21 protein-coding genes are annotated in these 22,300 nt (G+C 73.5%); 10 read left to right on the plus strand and 11 right to left on the minus strand.

Translation table 11 applies throughout. The features are described from left to right. Entirely contained in the window at positions 1–1,494 is a 1,494-nt protein-coding gene (locus tag IE124_RS26830) for a dihydrolipoyl dehydrogenase family protein (protein ID WP_189511210.1), read from the minus strand. 115 nt (positions 1,495–1,609) lie between these two features. On the opposite strand from IE124_RS26830, the gene trxA reads away from it, so the two are divergent. Further along, positions 1,610–1,975 carry a thioredoxin gene (gene trxA / locus IE124_RS26835; protein WP_024757223.1) on the plus strand — a complete coding sequence of 122 codons (366 nt, stop codon included), beginning with the start codon at positions 1,610–1,612 and terminating at the stop codon, positions 1,973–1,975. Between the two features lie 184 nt (positions 1,976–2,159). Here the strand turns inward: trxA and IE124_RS26840 are convergent, their stop codons facing one another. The 3 genes from IE124_RS26840 to IE124_RS26850 all read right to left on the minus strand — a co-directional run bounded on the left by IE124_RS26840 (position 2,160) and on the right by IE124_RS26850 (position 4,861). Next, on the minus strand, positions 2,160–3,347 hold the full coding sequence (locus IE124_RS26840) for a thiolase family protein (protein WP_189511212.1): 1,188 nt from the start codon (positions 3,345–3,347) through the stop codon (positions 2,160–2,162). 156 nt (positions 3,348–3,503) lie between these two features. Beyond that, complete coding sequence (locus tag IE124_RS26845) at positions 3,504–3,773, minus strand: hypothetical protein (RefSeq protein WP_189511214.1); 270 nt, start codon at positions 3,771–3,773, stop codon at positions 3,504–3,506. 17 nt (positions 3,774–3,790) lie between these two features. Continuing rightward, positions 3,791–4,861, minus strand: coding sequence for a LacI family DNA-binding transcriptional regulator (locus IE124_RS26850; protein WP_189511215.1), 1,071 nt, complete (start codon positions 4,859–4,861; stop codon positions 3,791–3,793). Between the two features lie 156 nt (positions 4,862–5,017). Between IE124_RS26850 and IE124_RS26855 the strand changes: the two genes are divergently transcribed. The 4 genes from IE124_RS26855 to IE124_RS26870 all read left to right on the plus strand — a co-directional run bounded on the left by IE124_RS26855 (position 5,018) and on the right by IE124_RS26870 (position 8,867). Continuing rightward, entirely contained in the window at positions 5,018–6,316 is a 1,299-nt protein-coding gene (locus tag IE124_RS26855) for an MFS transporter (RefSeq protein WP_189511217.1), read from the plus strand. Between the two features lie 106 nt (positions 6,317–6,422). Next, a complete protein-coding gene (locus IE124_RS26860) occupies positions 6,423–7,130 on the plus strand; it encodes an alpha/beta fold hydrolase (RefSeq protein WP_189511219.1) in 708 nt (235 codons plus the stop codon). A gap of 41 nt (positions 7,131–7,171) precedes the next feature. Further along, positions 7,172–7,375 (plus strand): NfeD C-terminal domain-containing protein, encoded by a 204-nt coding sequence (locus tag IE124_RS26865; RefSeq protein WP_189511364.1) that lies wholly within the window; start codon positions 7,172–7,174, stop codon positions 7,373–7,375. An 82-nt stretch (positions 7,376–7,457) separates the two neighbouring features. After that, entirely contained in the window at positions 7,458–8,867 is a 1,410-nt protein-coding gene (locus tag IE124_RS26870; RefSeq protein ID WP_189511221.1) for a flotillin family protein, read from the plus strand. Positions 8,868–9,117: 250 nt separating this feature from the next. Here IE124_RS26870 and IE124_RS26875 read toward each other — a convergent pair whose 3' ends face one another. After that, positions 9,118–9,300, minus strand: a complete 183-nt coding sequence (locus IE124_RS26875) for a hypothetical protein (protein ID WP_189511222.1) — start codon at positions 9,298–9,300, stop codon at positions 9,118–9,120. A 63-nt stretch (positions 9,301–9,363) separates the two neighbouring features. Next, positions 9,364–10,194 (minus strand): TIGR02452 family protein, encoded by an 831-nt coding sequence (locus tag IE124_RS26880; protein WP_189511224.1) that lies wholly within the window; start codon positions 10,192–10,194, stop codon positions 9,364–9,366. A gap of 212 nt (positions 10,195–10,406) precedes the next feature. Here IE124_RS26880 and egtA point away from each other — a divergent pair, with 212 nt between their 5' ends. Genes egtA through egtD form a run of 4 tightly spaced genes read left to right on the plus strand, consistent with a single transcriptional unit; the run spans position 10,407 to position 14,711 of the window. Further along, positions 10,407–11,666: an ergothioneine biosynthesis glutamate--cysteine ligase EgtA gene (gene egtA, locus IE124_RS26885; protein WP_189511226.1), complete on the plus strand. Its 1,260-nt coding sequence runs from the start codon at positions 10,407–10,409 to the stop codon at positions 11,664–11,666. Further along, positions 11,663–12,997 (plus strand): ergothioneine biosynthesis protein EgtB, encoded by a 1,335-nt coding sequence (gene egtB / locus IE124_RS26890; RefSeq protein ID WP_189511228.1) that lies wholly within the window; start codon positions 11,663–11,665, stop codon positions 12,995–12,997. Before egtA ends, egtB begins: the two co-directional genes overlap by 4 nt. Next, entirely contained in the window at positions 12,997–13,749 is a 753-nt protein-coding gene (egtC, locus tag IE124_RS26895) for an ergothioneine biosynthesis protein EgtC (RefSeq protein ID WP_189511230.1), read from the plus strand. The genes egtB and egtC overlap by 1 nt, the downstream gene beginning before the upstream one ends. Beyond that, a complete protein-coding gene (egtD, locus tag IE124_RS26900) occupies positions 13,746–14,711 on the plus strand; it encodes an L-histidine N(alpha)-methyltransferase (protein ID WP_189511232.1) in 966 nt (321 codons plus the stop codon). Before egtC ends, egtD begins: the two co-directional genes overlap by 4 nt. On the opposite strand, the gene IE124_RS26905 is transcribed toward egtD, so the two are convergent. From IE124_RS26905 to IE124_RS26915, 3 genes are all read right to left on the minus strand, one after another. Beyond that, positions 14,606–15,643, minus strand: a complete 1,038-nt coding sequence (locus IE124_RS26905; RefSeq protein ID WP_189511234.1) for a lysophospholipid acyltransferase family protein — start codon at positions 15,641–15,643, stop codon at positions 14,606–14,608. The genes egtD and IE124_RS26905 overlap by 106 nt on opposite strands. After that, entirely contained in the window at positions 15,640–16,359 is a 720-nt protein-coding gene (locus tag IE124_RS26910; protein ID WP_189511366.1) for a GNAT family N-acetyltransferase, read from the minus strand. The genes IE124_RS26905 and IE124_RS26910 overlap by 4 nt, the downstream gene beginning before the upstream one ends. Before the next feature lie 405 nt (positions 16,360–16,764). Further along, positions 16,765–18,012, minus strand: coding sequence for an extracellular solute-binding protein (locus tag IE124_RS26915; RefSeq protein WP_189511236.1), 1,248 nt, complete (start codon positions 18,010–18,012; stop codon positions 16,765–16,767). Positions 18,013–18,290: 278 nt separating this feature from the next. On the opposite strand from IE124_RS26915, the gene IE124_RS26920 reads away from it, so the two are divergent. After that, positions 18,291–18,509: a dodecin gene (locus tag IE124_RS26920; RefSeq protein ID WP_189511238.1), complete on the plus strand. Its 219-nt coding sequence runs from the start codon at positions 18,291–18,293 to the stop codon at positions 18,507–18,509. 335 nt (positions 18,510–18,844) lie between these two features. Here IE124_RS26920 and IE124_RS26925 read toward each other — a convergent pair whose 3' ends face one another. Together IE124_RS26925 and IE124_RS26930 are read right to left on the minus strand one after the other, a co-directional pair. Next, on the minus strand, positions 18,845–19,333 hold the full coding sequence (locus IE124_RS26925) for a phosphatase domain-containing protein (protein WP_189511240.1): 489 nt from the start codon (positions 19,331–19,333) through the stop codon (positions 18,845–18,847). Between the two features lie 95 nt (positions 19,334–19,428). Beyond that, positions 19,429–22,296: a type 2 lanthipeptide synthetase LanM family protein gene (locus tag IE124_RS26930; protein ID WP_189511242.1), complete on the minus strand. Its 2,868-nt coding sequence runs from the start codon at positions 22,294–22,296 to the stop codon at positions 19,429–19,431. Positions 22,297–22,300: the final 4 nt, after the last annotated feature.

Below are 22,300 nucleotides of genomic sequence, written 5' to 3' on the forward strand. Positions count from 1 at the left end.
TCAGCCCCGGTAGGCCTCCAGGAGGCGCAGCCACGTCTCGCTCAGCGTCGGGTACGACGGTACGGCGTGCCAGAGCCGGGAGATCGGGACCTCGCCGACGACGGCGACCGTCGCCGAGTGGAGGAGCTCGCCGATCCCCGGGCCGACGAAGGAGGCACCGAGGACGACCTCCCTTTCGAGGTCGACGACCATCCGGGCCTGGCCCTGGTAGCCCTGGGCGTAGAGACCGGCTCCGGCGACCTGCCGCATGTCGACGTCGACGGCCCGGACCCGGTGACCGGCCCGCTCGGCCTCGGCCAGGGAGAGTCCGACGGCCGCCGCCTCGGGGTCGCAGAACACCACCTGCGGCACGGCGGCGTGGTCGGCGGTGGCCGTGTGGGCGCTCCAGCTCTCGCCGGCCGCCGGCTCGGTGCCGTGCGCGCGGGCCCCGATGGCGGCGCCGGCGATCCGGGCCTGGTACTTGCCCTGGTGGGTCAGGAGCGCGCGGTGGTTGACGTCCCCGACCGCGTAGAGCCAGTCGGTGCCGGTGACCCGGAGGCTGTCGTCGACGTCGAGCCAGGAGCCCGGTGCGAGACCGACCGTCTCCAGGCCGAGGTCCTCGGTGCGCGGGGCACGGCCGGTGGCGAAGAGCACCTCGTCGCCCTCGACGTGGTCGCCGCCCTCCAGGACCACGGTCACCGGGCCCGTACCCCCGTCGCGCACCACGGCGGCGACGTCGACACCCGTGCGGATGTCGGCCCCGCGCATCGCGAGGGCCGCGGCGACCCGCTCGCCGACGAAGGGCTCCATCCGGGGCAGCAGACCCCCGCCCCGCACCAGCAGGGTGACCTTCGCGCCGAGGGCCTGCCAGGCGGTGGCCATCTCCACGCCGACCACTCCCCCGCCGACCACGGTCAGCCGCGCGGGCACCCGGTCGGAGCTGGTCGCCTCACGGCTGGTCCAGGGCCTGGCCCCGGGCAGGCCGGGGAGTTCGGGGAGGACGGCGCGGCTTCCGGTGCAAACAGCAACCGCGTGGCGGGCCGTCAGGACGTGCTCGTCCCCCTCGGGTCCCGTGACGGCGACCCGGCGGGGCCCGGCGAGGCGGCCGTGGCCGCGGAAGAGCCGTACGCCGATCGAATCCAGCCAGTCGACCTGGCCGTCGTCCTTCCAGTGCCCGACGACGGTGTCCCGGTGGCGGAGGACCTCAAGGGCGTCGAGCGGGCCGTAGACCGACTCGCGGAGCCCGGCGACCTTGCGGGCGTCGGAGCGGGCGATCGCGGGGCGCAGGAGCGCCTTGCTGGGCATGCACGCCCAGTACGAGCACTCGCCGCCGATCAGTTCGGCCTCGACGATCGCGGCGGTGAGCCCGGCCGCCCGCACCCGGTCGGCGACGTTCTCGCCCACCGGTCCGGCCCCGAGGACCACCACGTCGTAGGTGCTCTCCTCCGCCCCGTGCCCGTGCGTGTGCCCGTGCCCGTGGCCCTGGTCCTGTCCCGCATCCACCGTTCGCGTCATGGGGACCAGTCTGGTGGCACGGGTCCGGAATAGCGCGGCTCGATACGCCGTTGTGCCGGGCGAGTCCCCAGGGGACCGTGAGGACACCGCCAGGAGACCCCGAAAGGTAGGCACCATGAGCACCGTAGAGCTCACCAAGGACAACTTCGACGAGATCGTCAGCGGGAACGAATTCGTCCTGATCGACTTCTGGGCTTCGTGGTGCGGTCCCTGCCGTCAGTTCGCCCCGGTCTTCGAGGCCGCGTCCGAGCGGCACCAGGACCTGGTCTTCGCGAAGGTGGACACCGAGGCCCAACAGGAGCTGGCCGCCGCCTTCGAGATCCGCTCGATCCCGACGCTGATGATCGTCCGGGACAACGTGGCCGTCTTCGCGCAGCCGGGCGCCCTGCCGGAGGCCGCCCTGGAGGACGTCATCGGGCAGGCCAGGAAGCTGGACATGGACGAGGTCCGCAAGTCGGTCGAGGCCGCTCAGCAGCAGTGAGCCCCGCCGTGACCCCGTGACGACGACGGGGCGAGGACGGGTCGAGGACAGTACGAGAGAGGGGTACGGGAGAGCCTCCCGTACCCCTCTCTCGTACGTACGTGTACGTACACGTACGTGCGCGGGCATGCGTGCGCGGGCGTGCGTGCCCGGGCATGCGTGCACCCGGGCCTACGCGCCCGGGTCAGCGCTCCAGGACCAGTGCCAGGCCCTGGCCCACGCCGATGCAGAGCGCCGCGAGGCCCGTGCCCGACCCGGCCGTGGCGAGCTGGTGCGCGACGGATCCGGCGAGCCGGGCGCCCGAGGCGCCCAGCGGGTGGCCGATGGCGACGGCGCCGCCGCGCGGGTTCACGATCTCGGGGTCGAGTTCCGGCCATTCGGCGAGGCAGCCGAGAGCCTGGGCCGCGAAGGCCTCGTTGAGCTCGAAGGTCTTCAGGTCGGCGAAGGAACATCCCGCCTTCGCCAGGGCCCGCCGGACCGCCGCGACCGGGCCGAGGCCGAAGAGCTGGGGCTCGATGCCGGTGACGGCCGACGTGCGGATACGGGCGAGCGGCTCGCGGCCCGTCTCGCGCAGTCCGTCCTCGTCCACGAGGAGCAGGGCCGCCGCGCCGTCGTTGAGCGGCGAGGAGTTGCCCGCCGTGACCGTGCCGCCCGTGGTGCGGAAGGACGGCTTGAGCTTGGCGAGCGCCTCCATGGAGGTGGTGTCGCGGATGCACTCGTCGCGGGTCAGGTCCACGCCGGCGTACGGGACGACCTCGTCGTCGTACAGCCCCTTCGCCCACGCCTCGGCGGCCTTGCGGTGGCTGGCGAGCGCGAAGGCGTCCTGCCGGTCGCGGGTGAGGCCGTGCTTGTCGGCGACGAGCTCCGCGCCCTCGCCGAGGGAGACCGTCCACTCGGCGGGCATCCTCGGGTTGGTCATGCGCCAGCCGAGGGTCGTCGAGTGGAGCTGCTGGTGACCGGCGGGGAAGGCCCGCTCGGGCTTCTGCAGGACCCACGGGGCACGGGACATGGACTCGACGCCGCCGGCGATGGCGACGGAGGCGTCGCCCAGCGCGATGGCGCGGGCCGCCTGGATGACGGCCTCCATGCCGGAGCCGCAGAGGCGGTTGACGGTGACACCGGGGACGCTGACGGGGAGTCCGGCGAGCAGGACGGCCATCCGGGCCACGTCGCGGTTGTCCTCGCCCGCGCCGTTGGCGTCGCCGAAGTAGACGTCGTCGACGCGGGCCGGGTCGAGCGCGGGCGAGCGGTCGACGAGCGCCCGCACCACGTGGGCGGCGAGGTCGTCCGGGCGCACCCCGGCGAGCGCGCCCCCGAACTTCCCGATCGGTGTGCGGACGGCGTCGACGATGTAGACGTCGCGGATGCTCATCGGTTCTCTCCCACGTTACCTTCGGAACGACTCTGTTCGCCTGGTGTGGAGACTTTCGTCTCCGGCATGCGCCGCCGAGTCTGTGCCCGCCGCCGCACGGTGTCAACGGGCCTCTTCCGGCCGGACGGGAGCGGGTCGGCCGGGGAGAGTGCCAGGTCAGCCGCGCGCCGCCGGGCGGACGAGGGCCGTGAGGCCGTAGTCGAGTTCGCGGCCGTCGACGAGCAGGGCCTCGACCGTCCTCGTCTCCGGGTCGATGTCGGCGACGATGCCGTGTCCCTCGTAGATCGGATAGCCGGAGGCGCCGTGCCGCCCGGTGGCCTCGACGACGGCCGTGCGGACGGCACTGTCCTCCACGGCCGCGCCGCCGCGGTCCTCGACGTGCTCAGCCACCAGCAGGATCTCGTAGCGCTTCGGAACTGTGCTCATGCACCGACGCTAAGCGCTCAGCTGGACTCCCGCCGGACGACCCGCGAGTCGAGGAGGCGACGGGAGCGGGGCGGTACGTCCGTGTCCCGGACGGCCCGGTCGACGAGCTCGGCCAGCTCGCGGCCGAGGACCATGTCGATGTGGACGGTGCTCAGGCGCGGCCTCAGCAGCCTGCCGAGGAGCAGGTCGTCGGCGCCGACGACGGCGGTCTCCTCCGGTACGGAGATCCCGGCGTCCTGGAGCGCCCGCATGAGGAGCATCGCGTACTCGTCGTTGTAGGCGAACACGGCGTCGAGCCCGAGCTCGCGCCACCGTCCGGCCAGTTCGTCCGCGGACTCCTCGTCGTACCGCAGGGGCAGGGGTACGACCGTGACACCCACTGCGTCGGCACCGGCACCGGCCTCGGTGGCGGCGGCGGTCCGCGCGGCGCGTTGCGCGCCTTCGAGACGGGGCTGCGAGAACATCCCGAGGCCCGGCTCCTCCGGCACGACGACGCCGATCCGGCGCCGGCCGCTCTCGATCAGGTGGGCGGTGGCGACCTCGCCGATCCGGCCCTGGTCCAGGGCGAGGGAGTGGGTGCCCGGGACCTGCTGTGTGCCGAGCGTGATCACGGCGCGGGCGCCGGAGCGCTTGAGGAGCTCGACCGACTGCTCCGTGAGCTCGACCTCGCCGAGCGAGACGACGGCGACCGGCCGCAGCTCGGCCCAGGCGCGGGCCGCCTCGTCGGGCTTCAGGCCGACGCTGCCGTACTGCACCACCGTGTAGTCGAGGCGCCGCAGCTCCCACTGGAGATCGTGGAAGAACTGGCTGTAGAGCGGACCGACGGGGATGTGGGCGCTCGGCAGCAGCACCATCCGGCTGTGGCCGGCGCGCAGGCTGCGGGCCGCCGCGTGGGGGACATATCCCAGCTCCTCGGCCGCCTCGCGCACCCGGCGCCGGGTGGGCTCGCTGATCCGGACGGCCGAGGTGTTGTTCAGCACGTACGAGACGGTGGCCCGGGAAACGCCCGCGAGGCGCGCGACGTCGGCACTGGTGGGGACCGCCTGACCGGTGGGGCGTTCGGGGGTCTGTTCGGTTGAGTGGCTCATCGCTCCGGCATCTTTCCAGAACAATCCGGCACAGGGTCTGGCGGATGGCCGGATTTGAGTGCTACACAGTGCTCACACGTGTCACTGACACGTGTAACCCTATCGCTCATTCCGCTCCTCGCCCCCTCATCGGGCGATCTCTCCCAGGAGGGCACTGTGGCCCTTTCCTCCTCCGGAACCGGCTCCGGAACCGGCATCGGAACCGCCGGCCCCGAAACCCCCGAATCCGGTACGGCCGGCCCCGACACCCCCGCGGCCCGCCGGCCGACGCGGGGCCTGCTGCCGCTGCTCCTCGCCGGGAACTCGGCGATGTACGCCTTGTACATCGGTGTCGGCGGGATGCTCCTCGCGCTCCAGATCGAGGACATCGACCCCGCGAACAAGGTGGCGAACTTCGGCCTCGTCGCCGGCGTGTCCGCGATCTTCGCGACCGTCTTCAACCCGGTGGCGGGCGCGCTCTCCGACCGGTCCGGACGGCGCAACCCGTGGATCCTGGGCGGCGGTCTGCTCGCGCTGCCGGTGATGCTGCTCCTCGGCAGCGTCGACACGATCCTGCTGGTCACGATCGCCTGGTGTCTCGGCCAGGCCGTCATGAACATCTACCAGGCGGCGATCACCTCCGTGGTGCCCGACCGGGTCCCGATGGACGCGCGCGGCAAGGCCTCGGCGGCCGTGGGCCTCGGTCTGCCGATCGGTTCGACGATCGGCGCCCTCATCGGTGCGGCCTTCTCCGAGAGCTACCGCACCGGCTACCTCGTCCTCGGCGCGGTCGTCGCCGGCACGGCCGTGCTGTTCACCGCCTGCGCCCGCGAGGAGCGCATGCCCCCGAAGGCCCCGCTGCCGGTCAAGCAGCAGATCGCGGCCTTCGGCAGCGCCCTCACCCACCACGACTTCCGCTGGGCGTTCATCGGGCGGGCGCTGCTGGTCCTCGGATACTTCGCGGTGGCCGGATTCCAGCTGTACATCCTGAAGGACCACACGGAGCTGCCCGCCGGTCTCTCCGCCGAGGAGGCCGTGGCCGTCCTGACCCCGCTGAACGCGGTCGCCATGGTGGTCTCCACCGTCCTCGGCGGCTGGCTGTCCGACCGCTTCGACCGCCGCAAGCTCTTCGTGGGCGCGTCGGCCGTGCTCGCCGCCCTCTCCCTGGTCATCCCGGCCGTCTCGACGAGCTGGACCGCGATGCTCGCCTTCTCGGTCGTCAACGGTCTCGGCTTCGGCTGCTACATGGCCGTGGACACCGCGCTGGTGACGATGGTGCTGCCCAAGGCCGAGGACGCGGCCCGCGACATGGGTGTGCTCAACGTCGCCAACGCCGGCCCGCAGATCATCGCCCCGTTCGTCGCCTCGCTCGTCGTCTCGCTGAGCGGTGGCGGATACACGGCCCTGTTCGTCGTGGCGGCCGTACTGTCGGTCCTCGGCGCGCTCGCCGTGCGCCCCATCCGCGGCGTGCGCTGACCGGTAGTCGGCGTCGCCCGGGGGTGCCCGGCGGATCAGGGCGTGCCGATGCCCCTGATCCACGGGGCGCCCCCGTATCCGTCGCACCACTCGGAGAGGCAGCACCGTGCGCCTGCACACCACCACATGGGGATCCGGTGACCGGACAGCCCTGCTCGTCCACGGCCTCATGGCCGATCACCGCACCTGGCGGCGGGTCGGGCCCGCCCTCGCCTCGCGGGGCTACCGGGTCGTGGCCGTGGACCTGCGGGGGCACGGGGCGAGCGGCCGAGCGGCGGGACCCGGGGAGTACCGGCCGGAGGACTACGCCGACGACCTCGTCGAGAACCTCCCCGCCGGGGCGGAACTGGCCGTCGGGCACTCGCTCGGCGGGCTCGCACTGGCGCGGGCCGTGGAGCGGCTCGCGCCGGCCCGCGCGGTGTACTCGGACCCCGCCTGGCATCTGAAGCGCGGTCCCTGCGGGTACGCGCCGGAGCTCTTCGTCCGGGGCAAGACCTTCTCCCGGGACCTCGTGAGGGGGTTCAACCCGCGCTGGTCGGACGACGATCTCGACACCGAGATGGAGTCGGTACGCGTCTGGGACGAGCAATCGGCGTACGGGCTGGTCGACTTCACCGGTACGGACATGTGGCCGGACCGGCCCGCCGTGCCGTCCCTGGTCACGCTCGCCGATCCGAGCATGCTGATCTCGGCCGAGGACGCCTCGATGCTGGAGGGGCGCGGCTTCACCCTCCGTACCGTCGCGGGCGCCGGTCACACGATCCACCGGGACGACTTCGACGGGTTCATGTCCGCGCTGGACGGCTGGATCTGACGTACCGTTGATCCATGGACGAAGCGTCGATGGACTCCTCGATGGTGGGCCTGCTGGGCCGGGTGACCGGTGTGGTCGGGCCCGGCCTCGTCGGCGAGGTGATCGTCCGGATCCGGGGCGGGGCCGAGCACTTCCTCGCCTACGCCGCGTCCCCGAAGGAGCGGATCGAGACCGGGACGGTGGTGATGGTCATGGAACATCTCCCTCCACGCACCGTCTATGTCACAGCCGCGTACGACAGTTGACCGGACCGTTGAGTGTGCGCCCGGCACAGGCGCACACTCCCTTCACCGGATCCGCACGGCTCCGGTGAAGGGGGAACTGCCCATGGGAATCGGCATTCTGGCGGGCGTCGTCGTCGGCGCCTTCGTCCTTCTGATCGTCGTCTTCAAGATGATGTGGCGCGTCGCGGAACCCAACGAGGCGCTGATCATCTCCGGTTCCAACCACAAGAACGAGGGTCTCGGCGCGGGGATGGGGTTCCGGATCGTCACCGGTCGCGGCACCCTCGTCATGCCCGGCGTCCAGGCCGTGCGCAAGCTCTCGCTCGACCTCAACGAGACGCAGCTGTCCGTCGAGTGCGTCACCCACCAGGGCATTCCGCTCAAGGTCCGCGGTGTGGTGATCTTCAAGGTGGGCGACGACTTCGTGTCGATCGCCAACGCCGCCCGCCGCTTCCTCGACCAGCAGAAGCTGATGTCGGAGCGGGTGCACATCGTCTTCGCCGGTCATCTCCGCGCCATCGTCGGCGGGTTGACCGTGGAGGACATGATCCGTGACCGGGAGAAGCTGACCGGGCAGGCGCGTTCGGCCTGTGGCACGGAGATGGAGAAGCTCGGTCTGATCGTCGACTCGCTGCAGATCCACGAGATCGAGGACCCGACGGGCTACATCAAGAACCTGGCCGCCCCGCACGCCGCCGCCGTCCAGCGGGACGCGCGGATCGCGCAGGCGGAGGCGAACCGGCGGGCGACCGAGGCCGAGCAGCAGGCCGCGGCGCGCATGTCGGAGGCGACCCGGGACAGCGAGATCCTCCAGGCGGGCTACCAGGCAGAGCGGGACCAGGCCTCGGCCCGGGCCCGGCAGGCCGGGCCGCTCGCGGAGGCGGCCTCGCGCCAGGAGGTCGTGGTCCAGGAGACCCGGGTGGCCGAGCTGGAGGGCCACCGCAAGGAGCAGCAGCTCCAGGCGGAGGTCCGCAAACCGGCCGACGCCATGGCGTACGAGACCCGGACGCTGGCCGCGGCCGAGCGTGACGCCCGGATCTCGGCGGCCGAGGCCGACGCGAAGGAGACCGAGCTGGCGAGCGCGGCCAAGGCGACGGCGACCCGGCTCACCGGTGAGGCGGAGGCGGCGGCGCAGCACGCGAAGGGGCTCGCCGTCGCCGAGGCGACCCGGGCGAAGGGCCTGGCGGAGGCCGAGTCGATCAAGGCCCGTGCGGCGGCACTCGCCGAGAACCAGGAGGCCGTCGTCGCCCAGCAGCTGGCGGAGAAGTGGCCGGAGATCGTCTCGGCCGGCGCGTCCGCCTTCGGGAACGTCGACCAGATGGTGCTGCTGAACGGCGCCGACGGCATGGCCGACGTCTTCGCCAAGGCGCTGACCATGGGCGGGACGGGCCTCGGCCTGGCCCGGCAGCTGCTCTCCACGATGAACCCGGGGGCACCGGAGCAGCCTGTCGTGGTGCCGCCGGCTCCGCGATCGGAGGAGAGCGTGGAGATCACGGTCGGCGACGGGGAGTAGCCGACGTGAGGAAGGGAGCCGGTCGGCTCCGGTAGCCGACGGGCACCCGCGCGACGGGCCCGGTGCCGTTTCGGCGCCGGGCCCGTTCGTACGATCCCCTGGCCTGGGTGCAGGCCTGGTGGCATGGCGCCACGGTCTCGTGCGCAGCGCGCCACGGCCTCGGGCGCGGCCCTGGCGCGTGTACGGCCTCGGCCGGGCTCCGGTGGCCCCTCGGTGTCAGCCGCGCTTCGGCGTCGGCTGCGGCCGGGCCTCAGTTGTGGCCGAACTTCCGCTCCTTGCGGTGGGACGCGTGCTCCACGAGCGGCATCTGCGGCTCTCTCGCCGGGGCCGCGGTCTTCTCCTTCGCGGCCGCCTCGGTGCGGTGCTCGTGGCCGCCGGTACGGGCGCCTCGGTTGGTCCGGGTCTGTTTCTTGCCCACGATCGTGCCTCCCATGAAGGGGTTTCGGACTGTGGTCCGTATGCCCTCAGCCTCGCACGGGGGAACGAAAGCCGCATGTCAGGCGGGGCCGCCGAAGACCCTGGTGAAGGCCGCGAGCGTCGGTGCGCCGGAGGAGCGGTCCAGGACGGCGAAGACGATCTCCTCGAAGTGGCCGGCGAACCGGCCCTCGCCCGTGAGCAGCGCCCGGAAGGCGCCCGCGACCACCGCCGGGTCGTTCTGGAAGACCCCGCAGCCCCAGGCTCCGAGCACGAGCCGCCGGTAGCCGGCCGCGGCCGCCGTCTCCAGGACCCGTTCGGCGCGGGCGGCCAGGGCCGCCGGGAGCTCGGCGGCCCGTTCGGGGGTGCGGCGGCGGACGACGCCGGCGTTCGGCGCGGGCGAGGTGAGGAAGCCGACCGTGAACGGCTCGTCGAGCAGCGCGCCGCGTTCGTCGCGGAAGACCGGGACCCGGGGCGAGTGGATGACCCGGTCGGTGTAGAAGACGTCCGGGTCCGCGCGGTGGTGGGCGTAGTAGTCGGGGGCGCGCAGCAGTGTCGCGTGGAGGGCGGAGGCCCGGCAGAGCGCCTCCTCCTGCGCCTGGGCGCCGTTGAGGTAGCCGCCGCCGGGGTTGCGGGCGGAGGCGAAGTTCAGGACGGCGACCGGGCGTGCGGGGTCGGCGGAGACCATCCGGCGCGCGGCGGCCAGGCTGCTCTCCCCCGTGACGTCCAGGGTGGCCGTGCGGTCGGCGTCCGGGGTGACGGGGACGGGTTCGGGGCCGTGGAGGCGGGTTCCGGCCAGGGCTGCGGTCAGGTCTTCGGTGAGGGAGACGGTCCGGCCGTCGGGGGCCTGGTACCGACCCGCGGCCACGATCTCCTCGGTCCGCCGCGCGATCTCGCGCAGTCGTGCACTCATGCCCGTCAGCATGATCGTTTCCCCTTCCCGGGGACAACGGATTTTCCGAGGTTTCCGCCGCCTGGGGAAATTTCGTGCCAACGGGGGCACAGGGGGCGCGTGCGGCTGCCGTGGGGCGCTCTTGCACGCGGGTCGGCAGTGGCTTTAGGTGGAAGCACGGGCATCCGGGGCCAGCCCTTCCGGGCGTGTCCGGTGGATCAGGAGGTGCACGGATGGCAGCGAGCGGCACAGCGCGTGGCGGCCCCCCACTCACCGAGTCGGCGGCGGAGGAGCTCCTGCGCGGCATCTGTTTCAAGACAGGACCACCCCGCACGGTGGGGGCCGAGCTGGAGTGGCTCGTCCATGATCTGCGCGATCCGCGTCTCCCCGTACGGCAGCCGAGGCTGGCCGCCGCGCTCGACACCGTACGGTCCCTGCCGCTGGTCTCGACGCTCACCTTCGAGCCGGGCGGCCAGCTGGAGCTCAGTTCGCGTCCGGCCGGGTCGCTCATGGAGTGCCTCGACTCGCTCGCCGCCGATCTGCGCGCGGTGCGGGAGGCGCTCGGACCGCTCGGTCTCACCCTGAACGGTTACGGGGTGGACCCCTGGCACTCGCCGCGCGGCCGGGTGCTCCACGAGCCGCGGTACGACGCCATGGAGATCGCGCTCGACCGCACGGGACCGGCCGGGCGGGCGATGATGTGCGACTCGGCCTCCGTGCAGGTGTGCCTCGACGCCGGGCTCGACGAGCCGGGTCCGCTCGGCTATCACCGGCGCTGGCGGCTGGCCCACGTCCTCGGCGCGGTGCTCGTGGCGGTCTTCGCCAACTCCCCGCTGCACGGCGGCCGTCGGACCGGCTGGCGCTCGACGCGCCAGGCGCTGTGGACCGAACTCGACCCGCGGCGGGCCCTCGCACCCCTGCCGGACGGCAAGCCGCGCGACGAGTGGACCGCGCACGTCCTGGACACCCCGGTGATGTGCGTACGGGCCGCCGAGGGGCCGTGGGCGGTACCGGAGGGGCTGACCTTCCGCGAGTGGCTGCGCACCGGTCACCCCCGGCCCGTGGTCCTCGACGACCTTGGCTACCACGTGACGACGCTCTTCCCGCCGGTCCGGCCGCGCGGCCACCTGGAGCTGCGGATGATCGACGCGCAGCCCGGTCCGGACGGCTGGATGGTGCCGGTGGCCGTGACGACGGCCGTCTTCGAGGACCCCGAGGCGGCGGAGGCCGTGCACCGGGCGGTCGAGCCGCTCGTCGAGCGGGCCGGACCGGGGCCGGCGCCGCGCAATCCGCTGTGGCTGGCGGCGGCGCGGGACGGCCTCACCGACCCCGGGCTGCACGAGGCCGCCCGCGCGGTCTTCTCCGTGGCGCTCGACGCGCTGCCCCGGATCGGGGCGAGCGAGGAGGTGCGACGGACCGTCGCCGCCTTCCAGGAGCGGTACGTGATCCCCGGGGGCTGCCCGGCCGACGAGCCACAGGTGGTGACGTCATGACCGGGACGACGGACCGTGCTCCGGGGACCGACCCAGAGGCGCTGCGCGCGCGGGCCCTGGACGCCCTGACCGTCGCGCGCGAGCGCACGGCCCTCCTCACCTCCTGCGTCGAGGACGACGAACTCACCGCCCAGCACTCGCCCCTGATGTCACCGCTGGTCTGGGACCTGGCACACGTCGGCAACCAGGAGGAGCAGTGGCTGTGGCGGGCCGTCGCGGGGCGGGACGCGCTGCGCCCTGAGATCGACTCCCTCTACGACGCCTTCGAGCACCCGCGCGCCTCCCGCCCCTCGCTCCCGCTGCTCCCGCCGGGCGAGGCCCGCGCCTACGCGGCGGACGTGCGTCTGCGGATCCTCGACGTACTGCGGAGCGCCCCGCTGGAGGGGCGGCCGCTGCTGGACGACGGCTTCGCGTTCGGCATGATCGCCCAGCACGAACAGCAGCACGACGAGACCATGCTGATCACCCATCAGCTGCGCCGGGGGCCGGCTGCCCTCACCGCTCCCCCGCCACCGGTCTCGCAGTCCGGTCCGCTTCCTTCCGAAGTCCTCGTCCCCGGCGGGGCGTTCACGATGGGCACCTCGGACGAGCCGTGGGCCCTCGACAACGAACGACCGGCCCATGCCCGGATCGTTCCCGCGTTCTTCGTCGACACCACCCCCGTCTCGAACGGCGCCTACCTGGCCTTCATGGCGGACGGCGGATACACGGACCGGCGCTGGTGGCGGCCCGAGGGCTGGGCGCAGATCCGGGAGCACGGCATCGGGGCGCCGCTCTTCTGGCGCCGGGACGGCGGGCAGTGGCTGCGCCGCCGCTTCGGGGTGACCGAGCCCGTACCCCTGGACGAGCCGGTCCTGCACGTCAGCTGGTACGAGGCGGACGCCTACGCGCGGTGGGCCGGACGCCGGCTGCCCACTGAGGCCGAGTGGGAGAAGGCCGCCCGGCACGACCCGGCCTCGGGGCGCTCGCGCCGCTACCCCTGGGGCGACGCCGATCCCGGTCCCGAGCACGCGAACCTCGGACAGCGGCACCTGCGGCCGGCGGCCGCGGGCAGCTACCCGGAGGGCGCTTCGCCACTCGGGGTACGGCAGTTGATCGGTGACGTGTGGGAGTGGACGGCGAGCGACTTCCTGCCGTACCCGGGCTTCACGGCCTTCCCGTACAAGGAGTACTCGGAGGTGTTCTTCGGCCCTGAGCACAAGGTGCTGCGGGGCGGTTCGTTCGCGGTGGACCCGGTCGCGTGCCGGGGCACCTTCCGCAACTGGGACCTGCCCGTGCGGCGCCAGATCTTCTCGGGCTTCCGCACGGCGCGGACCGCGGAGCTCGACTGATGTGCCGTCACCTCGCCTATGTGGGTGGGCCGGTGGCGCCGGGAGAGCTGCTGGTCCGGCCGGAGCACGCCCTGCTGCGCCAGTCCTGGGAGCCCCGCCACCAGACGAGCGGTGTCGTGAACGCCGACGGCTTCGGCATGGGCTGGTACGCGGAGGGCGATCCGGTGCCCGCCCGGTACCGGCGGGCAGCGCCCGTCTGGAGCGACCTCTCCTTCGCGGACCTCGCCCGAGTGGTCCGCACCAGGGGGCTGCTCGCCGCGGTACGGGGCGCCACGCTGCCCGGCGCCGACGGGGAGGCCGCGGCGGCTCCGTTCACCGCCGGTCCCTGGCTGTTCAGCCACAACGGCGCCGTCACCGGCTGGCCGGACTCCCTGGCCGACACGGCCGGCGCGCTCCCGGCCGAGGCGCTGCTGCGGATGGAGGCGCGCAGCGACTCGGCGCTGATCTGGGCGCTCGTCCTGCACCGGCTGCGGGCCGGCGACGACGCGGGGACGGCGCTGGCCGACACGGTGCGGGAGGTCGCCGGGGCGGCGCCCGGCTCCTCGCTGAACCTGCTGCTCACCGACGGCGCCACCGTCACCGCGACGACCTGGGGGAACAGCCATTGGTACCTGACGGGCCCCGACCGCCTGGTCGTGGCCTCCGAACCGTACGACGACGATCCGCGGTGGCGCGAGGTCCCCGAGCACACGCTCGTGACCGCCGACCGCGGCGACGTCGTCCTCACCCAGCTCAAGGAGCCGTCCGCGTGAGCCCGTTCCAGCTGACCCGCACCCTCGCCCCGGACGCCGCAGGCGCCGATCTGCGCACCGACGTCCTCCACGGGCTGACCCGCTCCCCCAAGACGCTGCCGCCCAAGTGGTTCTACGACGCCCGGGGCAGCGAGCTGTTCGAGGAGATCACCCGGCTGCCCGAGTACTACCCGACCCGGGCGGAGCGGGAGATCCTGATCGCGCGGGCTCCGGAGATCGCCGCGGCCACCGGGGCCAGGACCCTGGTCGAGCTGGGCTCGGGCTCCTCCGAGAAGACCCGGTTCCTGATCGACGCGCTCCTTCCCGGTCTGGACAGCTACGTGCCCGTGGACGTGAGCGAGTCCGCGCTGACCGGGGCGGCCGAGTCCCTGCTCGCGGACCGGCCGGAGCTGCGGGTGCACGCCCTGGTCGCGGACTTCACCCGGGGGCTCGCGCTGCCGGGGACGCCCGGCCCGCGTCTGGTGGCGTTCCTCGGCGGCACGATCGGCAATCTGCTCCCCTCCGAGCGGCGGACCTTCCTGCGCTCGGTCCGGGCGATGCTCACCCCGGGCGACGCGCTGCTGCTCGGCACGGACCTGGTGAAGGACGAGGAGGCGCTCGTCGCCGCCTACGACGACGCGGCCGGGGTGACGGCGGCGTTCAACAAGAACGTGCTGTCCGTGATCGACCGGGAGCTCGGGGCCGACGCGGATCCGGGCGACTTCGACCACGTGGCGCTCTGGGACCGGGACCGCGAGTGGATCGAGATGCGGCTGCGCGCGCGGCACGCGCTCACGGTGAAGATCCCCGAGCTGGATCTCGTGGTGCCCTTCGAGGCGGGTGAGGAGGTAAGGACGGAGGTGTCGGCGAAGTTCCGTCAGACGGGGGTGCGGGACGAACTGGCTGAGGCGGGGCTCGATCTGTCCCGCTGGTGGACGGACGACGAGGGAAGGTTCGCCCTCTCGCTCGCGACGGCCCGCTGAGCGACGACGAGGGGAGCGGCGGCGGGCGGAGCGTAGGCCCGTGGAGTGGCGGGAGGTGGGACGGCGCGCGGAGCCAAGGCCCGTGGACTGGCGGCGGGAGGAGTGGCGGCGGGTCCGGCCTCCGTGACGGCCCGCTGGGCGGCGGCGGCCAGGGAGCGGCGGTCCGGGTGCCGAGCACCAGGGATGGGTTCCAGCAGCCGTACGTCGGCGGTGACTCCGCGGGTGGCGACGAGCCGCCACAGGGAGGCGCCCAGCGGGTCGTCCCCGACGTAGGCGGCGGCATCGGTGGGCCGGTAGTCGATCCGTACGGGCTGGACGTCGGCCCCGCCGTCCAGCGCGGCCTGGAAGGCGGCGGGCCGGAAACGGCCCCCGGCCCGTCCGCACCAGGTCGACCCCTCGGGGAAGACGATGACCCGGCCGCCGCCCGCGAGCACCGCGGCCATCGCCCGTACGGTGCCGGGCAGGGCCCTGAGCCGGTCCCGGTCGATGAAGAGGGTCCCGCCGAGCACGGCGAGCGCGCCGAGGACCGGCCATCGCCGGACCTCGGTCTTGGCGACCATGCGGCCGGGGAGGACGGCCGCCAGCAGCGGGATGTCGAGCCAGGAGACGTGGTTGGCGACGACGAGGAGCGGCCGTCCGGCCGGGTCGGGGCGCCCGGCGAGGCGGGCGCGCACGCCGAAGGCGCGGACCACGGCCCGTACCCAGTACCGGACGAGTGCGAGGCGTGCCGGCGCGGGCAGGAGCCGGGCGGCCGGCACGCACAGGATGCCGAGGAGGACCACGGCGATCCCTGCGGCCAGCCGCGCCGCTGCCAGGGCGGCGCCCGCCGTGCGGGCCGTGTGGCCGGTGTCCGGGTCCGGGTGGGCGGCGCAGCGGGCCGGGGTGCAGGGCGCCGTGGGGAGCCACGGCGAGGGTGCCGTGGTCCCGGTCACGGGGCCGGGGCGAGCGACAGGAAGTGGTTGAGGTAGCGCGGGTTGGTGCGGCGCAGGGAGAGCAGGACGTACAGGTCGGCGACGCCGAAGTCGGGGTCGTGGGCGGGGGCGCCGCAGACCCAGGCACCGAGACGGAGATAGCCGCGCAGGAGGGGCGGGAGTTCGGTGCGTCCTGCGGGGCGGGCGATGCCGTCGGCGTTCCAGAGCCGGTGCGGGGTGACCCAGTACTCCTCGGGGGCGAGGTGTTTCGCCTTGACGGTGTCCCAGGTGGAGGCGGCGAGTGTGCCTCCGTCGGCGAGGGGGATCGAGCAGCAGCCGGCGAGCCAGTTGTGGCCGGTGCGTGTCATGTAGCGGGCGAGGCCGGCCCAGATGAGGGAGATGACGGCGCCGTTGCGGTGGGCGGGGTGGACGCAGGACCGGCCGACCTCCACGAGGTCGTGGCGGACGGGTCCGAGCCGGGTGAGGTCGAACTCGCTCTCGGAGTAGAGGCGTCCGGCGACGGCGGCCCGCTCGGGCGGCAGGATCCGGTAGGTGCCGACGACGTCGCCGGTGGCCTCGTCCCGTACGAGCAGGTGGTCGCAGTACGCGTCGAAGGCGTCGGAGTCGAGGCCGGGCTCGGGTCCGTCGAGCCGGGCGCCCAGCTCCCCGGCGAAGACCTCGTGGCGCAGCCGCTGGGCGGCCCGTACGTCCTCCTGGTCACGGGCGAGGCCGACCACGTACCGAGGCGCCGGCTGCTCGGCGCGGGCCTGGGGCTGGGGCTGGGGCTGGGGCTGGGTGGGGACGGATCCCGTGGGGACGGATCCCGTGGGGACGGATCCCGTGGGGACGGATCCCGTGGGGACGGATCCCGTGGGGACGGATCCCGTGGGGACGGATCCCGTGGGGACGGATCCCGTGGCGACGACGGACCCGGTGGTGAGGGCCCCGGTGGTGAGAGCCCCGGTCCCGGCGGGGACGGCGAGCGTGGGCGACGGTGCGGTCATGTCGGGCTCCTCCGGCGGACGGAAGGGGAAGGGGCGGGACCGGGCCGCGTGAGCGGTGGCCCGGCTCCTTACTTCTTCCGTCACCGGCTGGATTCGACATGACCGTCCGGGGGCTCGCGGATGTGCGAACGCTGAATGCTATTCGGCGAGCGTGTCCGAGATCGCCGACGAGGCCTTCTCGGCGGCCTCCTTCGGGTCCTCGCCCTGGAGGACGGCCGTCATGTACGGCTTGATGGGGTTGTCGGCCTCGACGTTCGCCCACTGCGGGGAGTTGGGGGTGGCCCGGCCGCGTGCGGCGGCCGCCGCCATGACGGCGGTCGCCTCCTGGCCGGAGACGACGGAGGCGAGCCCCTTCTTGTTGGGCACGTATCCCATGGCGCGGGCGAGTTCGGTCTGCCACTTCTCGCCGGCGAGCGCCTTGACGACGTCCAGGGCGGCGCCGCGCTGAGGGGCGTTCTCCGGGATGATGAGGTCGGAGCCTCCGGTGAAGACGACGCAGGGCCGGTCGGCCTTCTTGCCGGGTATCGCGAAGTAGCCGAGCTTGTCCTTGAGGGCCGGGTTGGCCTTGAGGATCGGCGCGACGGCGCTGGGCGTGGCGATGATCTGGGCGACGTCGCCCTTGGCGAAGACGTCGGCCTGCGGCGGGTTCTGCTCGTCGGCGTTCTTGGGGCCGGTGCCCAGGGACTGGAGCTTCTTGTAGAAGTCCATGCCGCGCAGGGCCGCGGGGCTGCCGAGGGCGCCCGTCCACTCGCCGCCCTTGTCGACGGCGAGTTCGCCGCCCTCGTCCCAGATGAAGCCGGAGAGGGTGTACCAGTCCTGGCCCGCGAGGTAGATGCCCTGGGCGCCGTCGCGGTTGAGCTTCTCCGTGTCGGCGAGCCATTCGGCCTGGGTGACCGGGGGCTTGTCGATCCCGGCGTCCTGGAAGAGGTCCTTGTTGTAGATGACGATGCGGTTGGCCGCGTACCAGGGAATGCCGTACTGGGACCCGCCGATGCTGCCCGGCTCGGCGAGACCGGGGAGCCAGTCCTCGCTGCCGAGGTCGCGGACGGACTCCAGGGTGAGGTCGTAGAGCTTGTCGGTGTCGGCGTACTGGGCGACCTGGGTGTTGCCGACCTCGATCACGTCGGGGCCGCCGGAGCCCTCGATGGCATCGGTGACCTTCTTCCCGATGCCGGTCCAGTCCTGGATCGTGATCTCCAGTTCGACCCCGTCGTGCTCTTCCTCGTAGGCCTCGGTGAACCGCGTGAGGAAGTCCTCGCTGGCGCTGTCCCGCATGAGCCAGATGTTGACGGTCTTCGTCTGACCCCCGCCCGGCAGCATCCCGCACCCGGCGAGCGCGAGTGCGGTGGCGACTGCCATGGGGCAGGCGAGATGGCGGTTCTTCACGTAGGTCACCTTCTGCGGTTCTGCACAGGTTCGTGCGGCATTGGGGGCTGACCCGACGTGGGGGGACCGAACGGGGTGTTCGCGCGGGTATGTGGCCTGGATTCTGGTCTGGACCAACGAAGTGGTCAAGTCCTTGACCATCTCGTTCCGGCCTCCGGACGGGGGACCTTGATCCTTACCCTCGGTAATCGGCAGCACGTCGTACGGAGTCCGTCCTGTCGCGCGCCGACGCGGCCTGGGGCACGGTGGAGGGACGCACCGAGAGGAGTTCGGCCCCCATGTCGAATCACACGTACCGCGTCACCGAGATCGTCGGGACCTCCACCGAGGGCGTCGACGAGGCCATCCGCAACGGCATCAACCGCGCCTCCCAGACACTGCGCGGCCTCGACTGGTTCGAGGTCACGCAGGTCCGCGGCCACATCGTCGACGGCGCCATCGAGCATTACCAGGTCGGGCTGAAGGTCGGCTTCCGCCTGGAGGACGAGACGGCCTGACCCGAGGGCCGGAACCGGGCCCGGGGTCGTGTGCCGCCCTGGGCCAGATCCGGCGTCAGGTCCGGGCCGGACAGGGCATCACGTACGGACGGGAGCGGGCGCCAGGCCCCGCGTCGGGCCCCTGCGCCAGGCCCCGCGTCAGGCCCCGGTCAGGCCGCCCCGCGTCAGGCCGGCCGTCAGGCCGGCCGTCGTCAGGCCCCTCGTCGGACCGGCCGTCGTCAAGCCCCGCGTCGGACCGGCCGTCGTCAAGCCCCGCGTCGGACCGGCCGTCGTCAAGCCCCGCGTCGGACCGGCCGTCGTCAAGCCCCGCGTCGGACCGGCCGTCAGGTCCTGGATCAGGTCCGGCCCTCCTTCTCCTGGGCTTCCTCCAGCGCCTCCGAAGGGACCGCCCAGTCGGCGCGCACGACGCGGAACCCCGCCGCCTCCGCCGCGTCGCACACCAGCGCGTCGTCGTCGACGAGCATCCGGACCTCGCGGTCGGCGGCCAGCCGCCGCAGGACCTCCACCTTGGTCACCCGGGCCGGCCGGAAGTCACGGTTGCTCCGCATGTGGATCCGCCCCTCCGGCAGACCCTGCGCGGCCAGCCAGGCCAGGGTGGCCCGGCGGCACCGCTCCGGCCGCCCGGTCAGGTAGACCACCTCGCACTCCTCCGCGGCCTTCCGACACAGCGCGACGCCCTCCTCCAGTGGCGGATCGTCCGGCGCCGCCGCGAAGAAGCCGTTCCAGTCCTTGGGCCGGCCCTCCAGGAAGTGCTGGCGATGGGCGGTCGCGGAAAGGGTGTTGTCCAGGTCGAAGACGGCCAGCGGCCGGTTGTCGCGTGTCACGGTCCCAGCGTAGGAGCTGGGGCCCCGCGACACGGTCCCAGCCCAGGAGCCGGGGCCCTGTCACGGGGCCGGCGGCGCAGGAGCCGGGCGCCAGGTCACGGGGCCGGCGTCGATGCCGGAGCCTCCTCGGCGTCGGGGAGGGTCAGGAGGAGCGGAGAGCTCAGCCGGGCGTCCGGGTGCATCCGCAGCAGCTGGTGTACCACCCCGGACAGCCCCGGGAGCAGTCCCGGCGCGAACGCCTCCTTGGCAAGGCCGCCGACCGGGCCGCGCTGCTCGATGCCGGTGAGCAGCTCCGCGTCGGCCTCCGCGGCGGACGGCCCCTCGTACCCCTTCAGCCCGCGCAGGCGGTGGAGGAGCTCCCAGAGTCCGAGGTCGCCGTGGCAGAGGGTGTGGCTCCAGCCGAAGCCCTCGCGCAGGCCCGCCGGTCCCGAGCGGAGCGCGGTGTCCAGATGGCGGGGGTCGCCGGTCCGCCGGTGGAGATCGACGGCGGCCAGGCCGATGCCCGTACTGCCGTGGCACCACGCGGTGGGATGGTCGACCTCTCCGCCGACCCGCGCGTCGGCCCAGGCCCCTGTCCCGGGCGAGTACAGGGACTCCTCGAAGTCATGGGCCAGGGAGCCGAGTTCGTACCACCGGCGCCGGTCGGCCGCGCTCCCGGCGGCGGAGAGGGCGAGTCTGGTCAGCGCCCAGCCGGCGCCCGTGGCGCCGTGCGCGAACCCGCCGATGCCCTCCGGGAACATCACGGTGGACCAGCGCGCCCCGCGGTCGTCGAGGACCGCGGTCCCTTCCAGCCGCCGCCCGGCCTCGGCAGCGATGTCCGACCACCGGTCCTGCCCGGTGAGTTCGGCGAGGTCGAGGAGGGGGACGATCACCCCTGCCACCCCGCCGAGCACGTCGAGCGCCCGGTCCTCGGCGATGAGCTCCGGGGTCAGCAGCGCGGCCCTGGCGCGGGCGCGGTCGAGCAGTCCGGGCGTCCCGAGGACCTGGTGGAGGGCCGCCCAGGTCCACACCTGCGAGGCGATCCCGGTGAACCCGCCGAGCTGGCGGGTCGGCATGGTGTCCTCGGTGGCGGCCAGCACCTCCAGGGTGCCGGCCAGCACGGGTTCGGCCTCGGCCACCGGGTCGGCCCGCCCCGCCCGCTGCTCCCGCAGGTACTCGGCGAGGGCGAGGGCGACGCCGCCCTGGCCGGTGTAGAGGTCAGCGCCGAGCGGGCGGACCGCCCAGCCGTAGTCCGTGAGCACGGGGCTGATCCAGGTCGCGGTGGCGTCGGTACCGCGCACGGCCGCCGCGCAGATCGTGTCCACGGCCGCGGCCGCCAGGGAGCGACGGCGCCGGTCCAGGCCCTCGGCGCCCGGAGACCTGGCGGGCGTCCGTACGCGGTCCGGGAGTTGACGTTCATTCAGATAGGCACCGACGAGCGCGCTGCGGATGGTGTCGCGCTCGCGGCTGAGGTCGGCCTGGCGCCAGCCGGTCAGGAAGGCGGTGAGCCGCTGTCCGTCCACCCGCTCACCGAAGACGGGGACGTCACCGATCAGCAGGTCCGCGATCTCCCCGTCGATCACCGCGGGTTCGCGGGGCGCGCCGGGGGCGGCGAGGGCGTTGCGGTGGAGGATGTCCCGGGCCCGCGCCAGGGCGGCTTCGGGGTCGTGCAGCGAAGCCGGGTGCCAGAGCATCCGGCCGATGTCGGTGTACGTCTGCGTGGGCCGCCGGATCCTGCGGACCTGACATCCGTCGAACTCACGCATCAGGGTGGCGAGTTCGCCGTCGGCATCGAGCTTCGCCAGCGCCTCGGTGAGCCTGTCGAAACCGGTGAGCACCTGGTCCCAGTGGCGGATCAGCACCGGCTCGGGGCTGGGGTGGTTGCCGGCCGGCGGCAGGTCCACCACACCGATCTCCATGCGGGCGGTGTCCAGCCCTCCGTCCGCGATGACGGGGACCCTGATCTGCGGCTGCTGGCCGGGCAGTCCGCCCGCGGCGGAGAGGTCCACGCCGGCGAGGGCGTAGCCGTCGGTGCGGAGCGGGAGGATGCCGGTGCGCAGCACCGTGTTGCGGATCGTCCGGGCCGCCTGGTCGACGGCGTCACCGCGCCCGCTCGGCGGGACCTCGACATCGGGCGTGAACAGGGCCTCGGCGTCGACCACGGCGGGCACGGGGCCGTGGGCGACCAGGTTCTCGGCATGCAGGTCGGTCCCGCCGAGGAGCCGCATCACCGCGAGCCACCCGCCCAGGGCCCGGTAGAAGCGGGCCAGTTCCGCCTCGTCCCGGCAGTAGTGGTGCCCGAGGTGCTCGGCCCAGCCGTAGCCGTCCCGGACCACGACCCTCGGCACGCCCAGGTCCTCGGCGCCGGGGACGGCGGCGACGAAGGAGCGCAGCGCCGCGTCCACCTCCGTCGGCCGCGGTTTGTACATCACGCTGCCCGTCTCGAAGAGCACCCGGGCCACCGCGCGCCCTCCGTGGTGCGTGTCCCCGCGGGCGAGCTCCAGGCCGCGCAGGGGGCCCGGGTCGTCGCCGAGCAGGCCGGCGAGGGCCTCCCGGTCCGCGGCGAGCCGTGCGCCCAGTTCCAGGGCGCCCTGGATCAGGAGGCGCCCGGCGGCGAAGGCCCGGTCGAACAGCGCCGGGTACCGCTGGTGCAGGGTCTCGGTGAACGCGGGGGCGGAGGCGTGCCGGACGAAGGAGTCCCAGCGGGCGGCCGGGTCCGCTCCGGGCAGTTCGCCGGCCAGGGCGGCGGCCCGCAGCTCCAGGAGGAGCACCCGGTTGAGCCGGAGCTGCAGGGTCCGGCCGAGGGCCTCGCGCGTCGCCTCGCGCAGGACCGCCCGCTCGTCGGCGGCCAGCCCGGTGACCTCCGGGATCCGGTCGTCCAGCTCTGCGAACAGCGGGCCCGCGAAGGTGTTCACCGGTCCGGCGAACCATCCCTCGGGCGGCGCTCCGTCGACCGGGCCGGCCGCTGCCACCGGTTCCCCCATGCTG

Origin of the sequence: Streptomyces narbonensis (genome assembly GCF_014649015.1) — a bacterium.
Classification (GTDB): Bacteria; Actinomycetota; Actinomycetes; order Streptomycetales; family Streptomycetaceae; genus Streptomyces; species Streptomyces narbonensis.

What these genes read in the sequence shown, in the direction of transcription:
- IE124_RS26830 (WP_189511210.1), bottom strand. Translation starts at nt 1,494, where the DNA reads ATGACGCGAACGGTGGATGCGGGACAGGACCAGGGCCACGGGCACGGG.
- trxA (WP_024757223.1), top strand. Translation starts at nt 1,610, where the DNA reads ATGAGCACCGTAGAGCTCACCAAGGACAACTTCGACGAGATCGTCAGC.
- IE124_RS26840 (WP_189511212.1), bottom strand. Translation starts at nt 3,347, where the DNA reads ATGAGCATCCGCGACGTCTACATCGTCGACGCCGTCCGCACACCGATC.
- IE124_RS26845 (WP_189511214.1), bottom strand. Translation starts at nt 3,773, where the DNA reads ATGAGCACAGTTCCGAAGCGCTACGAGATCCTGCTGGTGGCTGAGCAC.
- IE124_RS26850 (WP_189511215.1), bottom strand. Translation starts at nt 4,861, where the DNA reads ATGAGCCACTCAACCGAACAGACCCCCGAACGCCCCACCGGTCAGGCG.
- IE124_RS26865 (WP_189511364.1), top strand. Translation starts at nt 7,172, where the DNA reads ATGGTGGGCCTGCTGGGCCGGGTGACCGGTGTGGTCGGGCCCGGCCTC.
- IE124_RS26870 (WP_189511221.1), top strand. Translation starts at nt 7,458, where the DNA reads ATGGGAATCGGCATTCTGGCGGGCGTCGTCGTCGGCGCCTTCGTCCTT.
- IE124_RS26875 (WP_189511222.1), bottom strand. Translation starts at nt 9,300, where the DNA reads ATGGGAGGCACGATCGTGGGCAAGAAACAGACCCGGACCAACCGAGGC.
- IE124_RS26880 (WP_189511224.1), bottom strand. Translation starts at nt 10,194, where the DNA reads ATGAGTGCACGACTGCGCGAGATCGCGCGGCGGACCGAGGAGATCGTG.
- egtA (WP_189511226.1), top strand. Translation starts at nt 10,407, where the DNA reads ATGGCAGCGAGCGGCACAGCGCGTGGCGGCCCCCCACTCACCGAGTCG.
- egtB (WP_189511228.1), top strand. Translation starts at nt 11,663, where the DNA reads ATGACCGGGACGACGGACCGTGCTCCGGGGACCGACCCAGAGGCGCTG.
- egtC (WP_189511230.1), top strand. Translation starts at nt 12,997, where the DNA reads ATGTGCCGTCACCTCGCCTATGTGGGTGGGCCGGTGGCGCCGGGAGAG.
- IE124_RS26920 (WP_189511238.1), top strand. Translation starts at nt 18,291, where the DNA reads ATGTCGAATCACACGTACCGCGTCACCGAGATCGTCGGGACCTCCACC.
- IE124_RS26930 (WP_189511242.1), bottom strand. Translation starts at nt 22,296, where the DNA reads ATGGGGGAACCGGTGGCAGCGGCCGGCCCGGTCGACGGAGCGCCGCCC.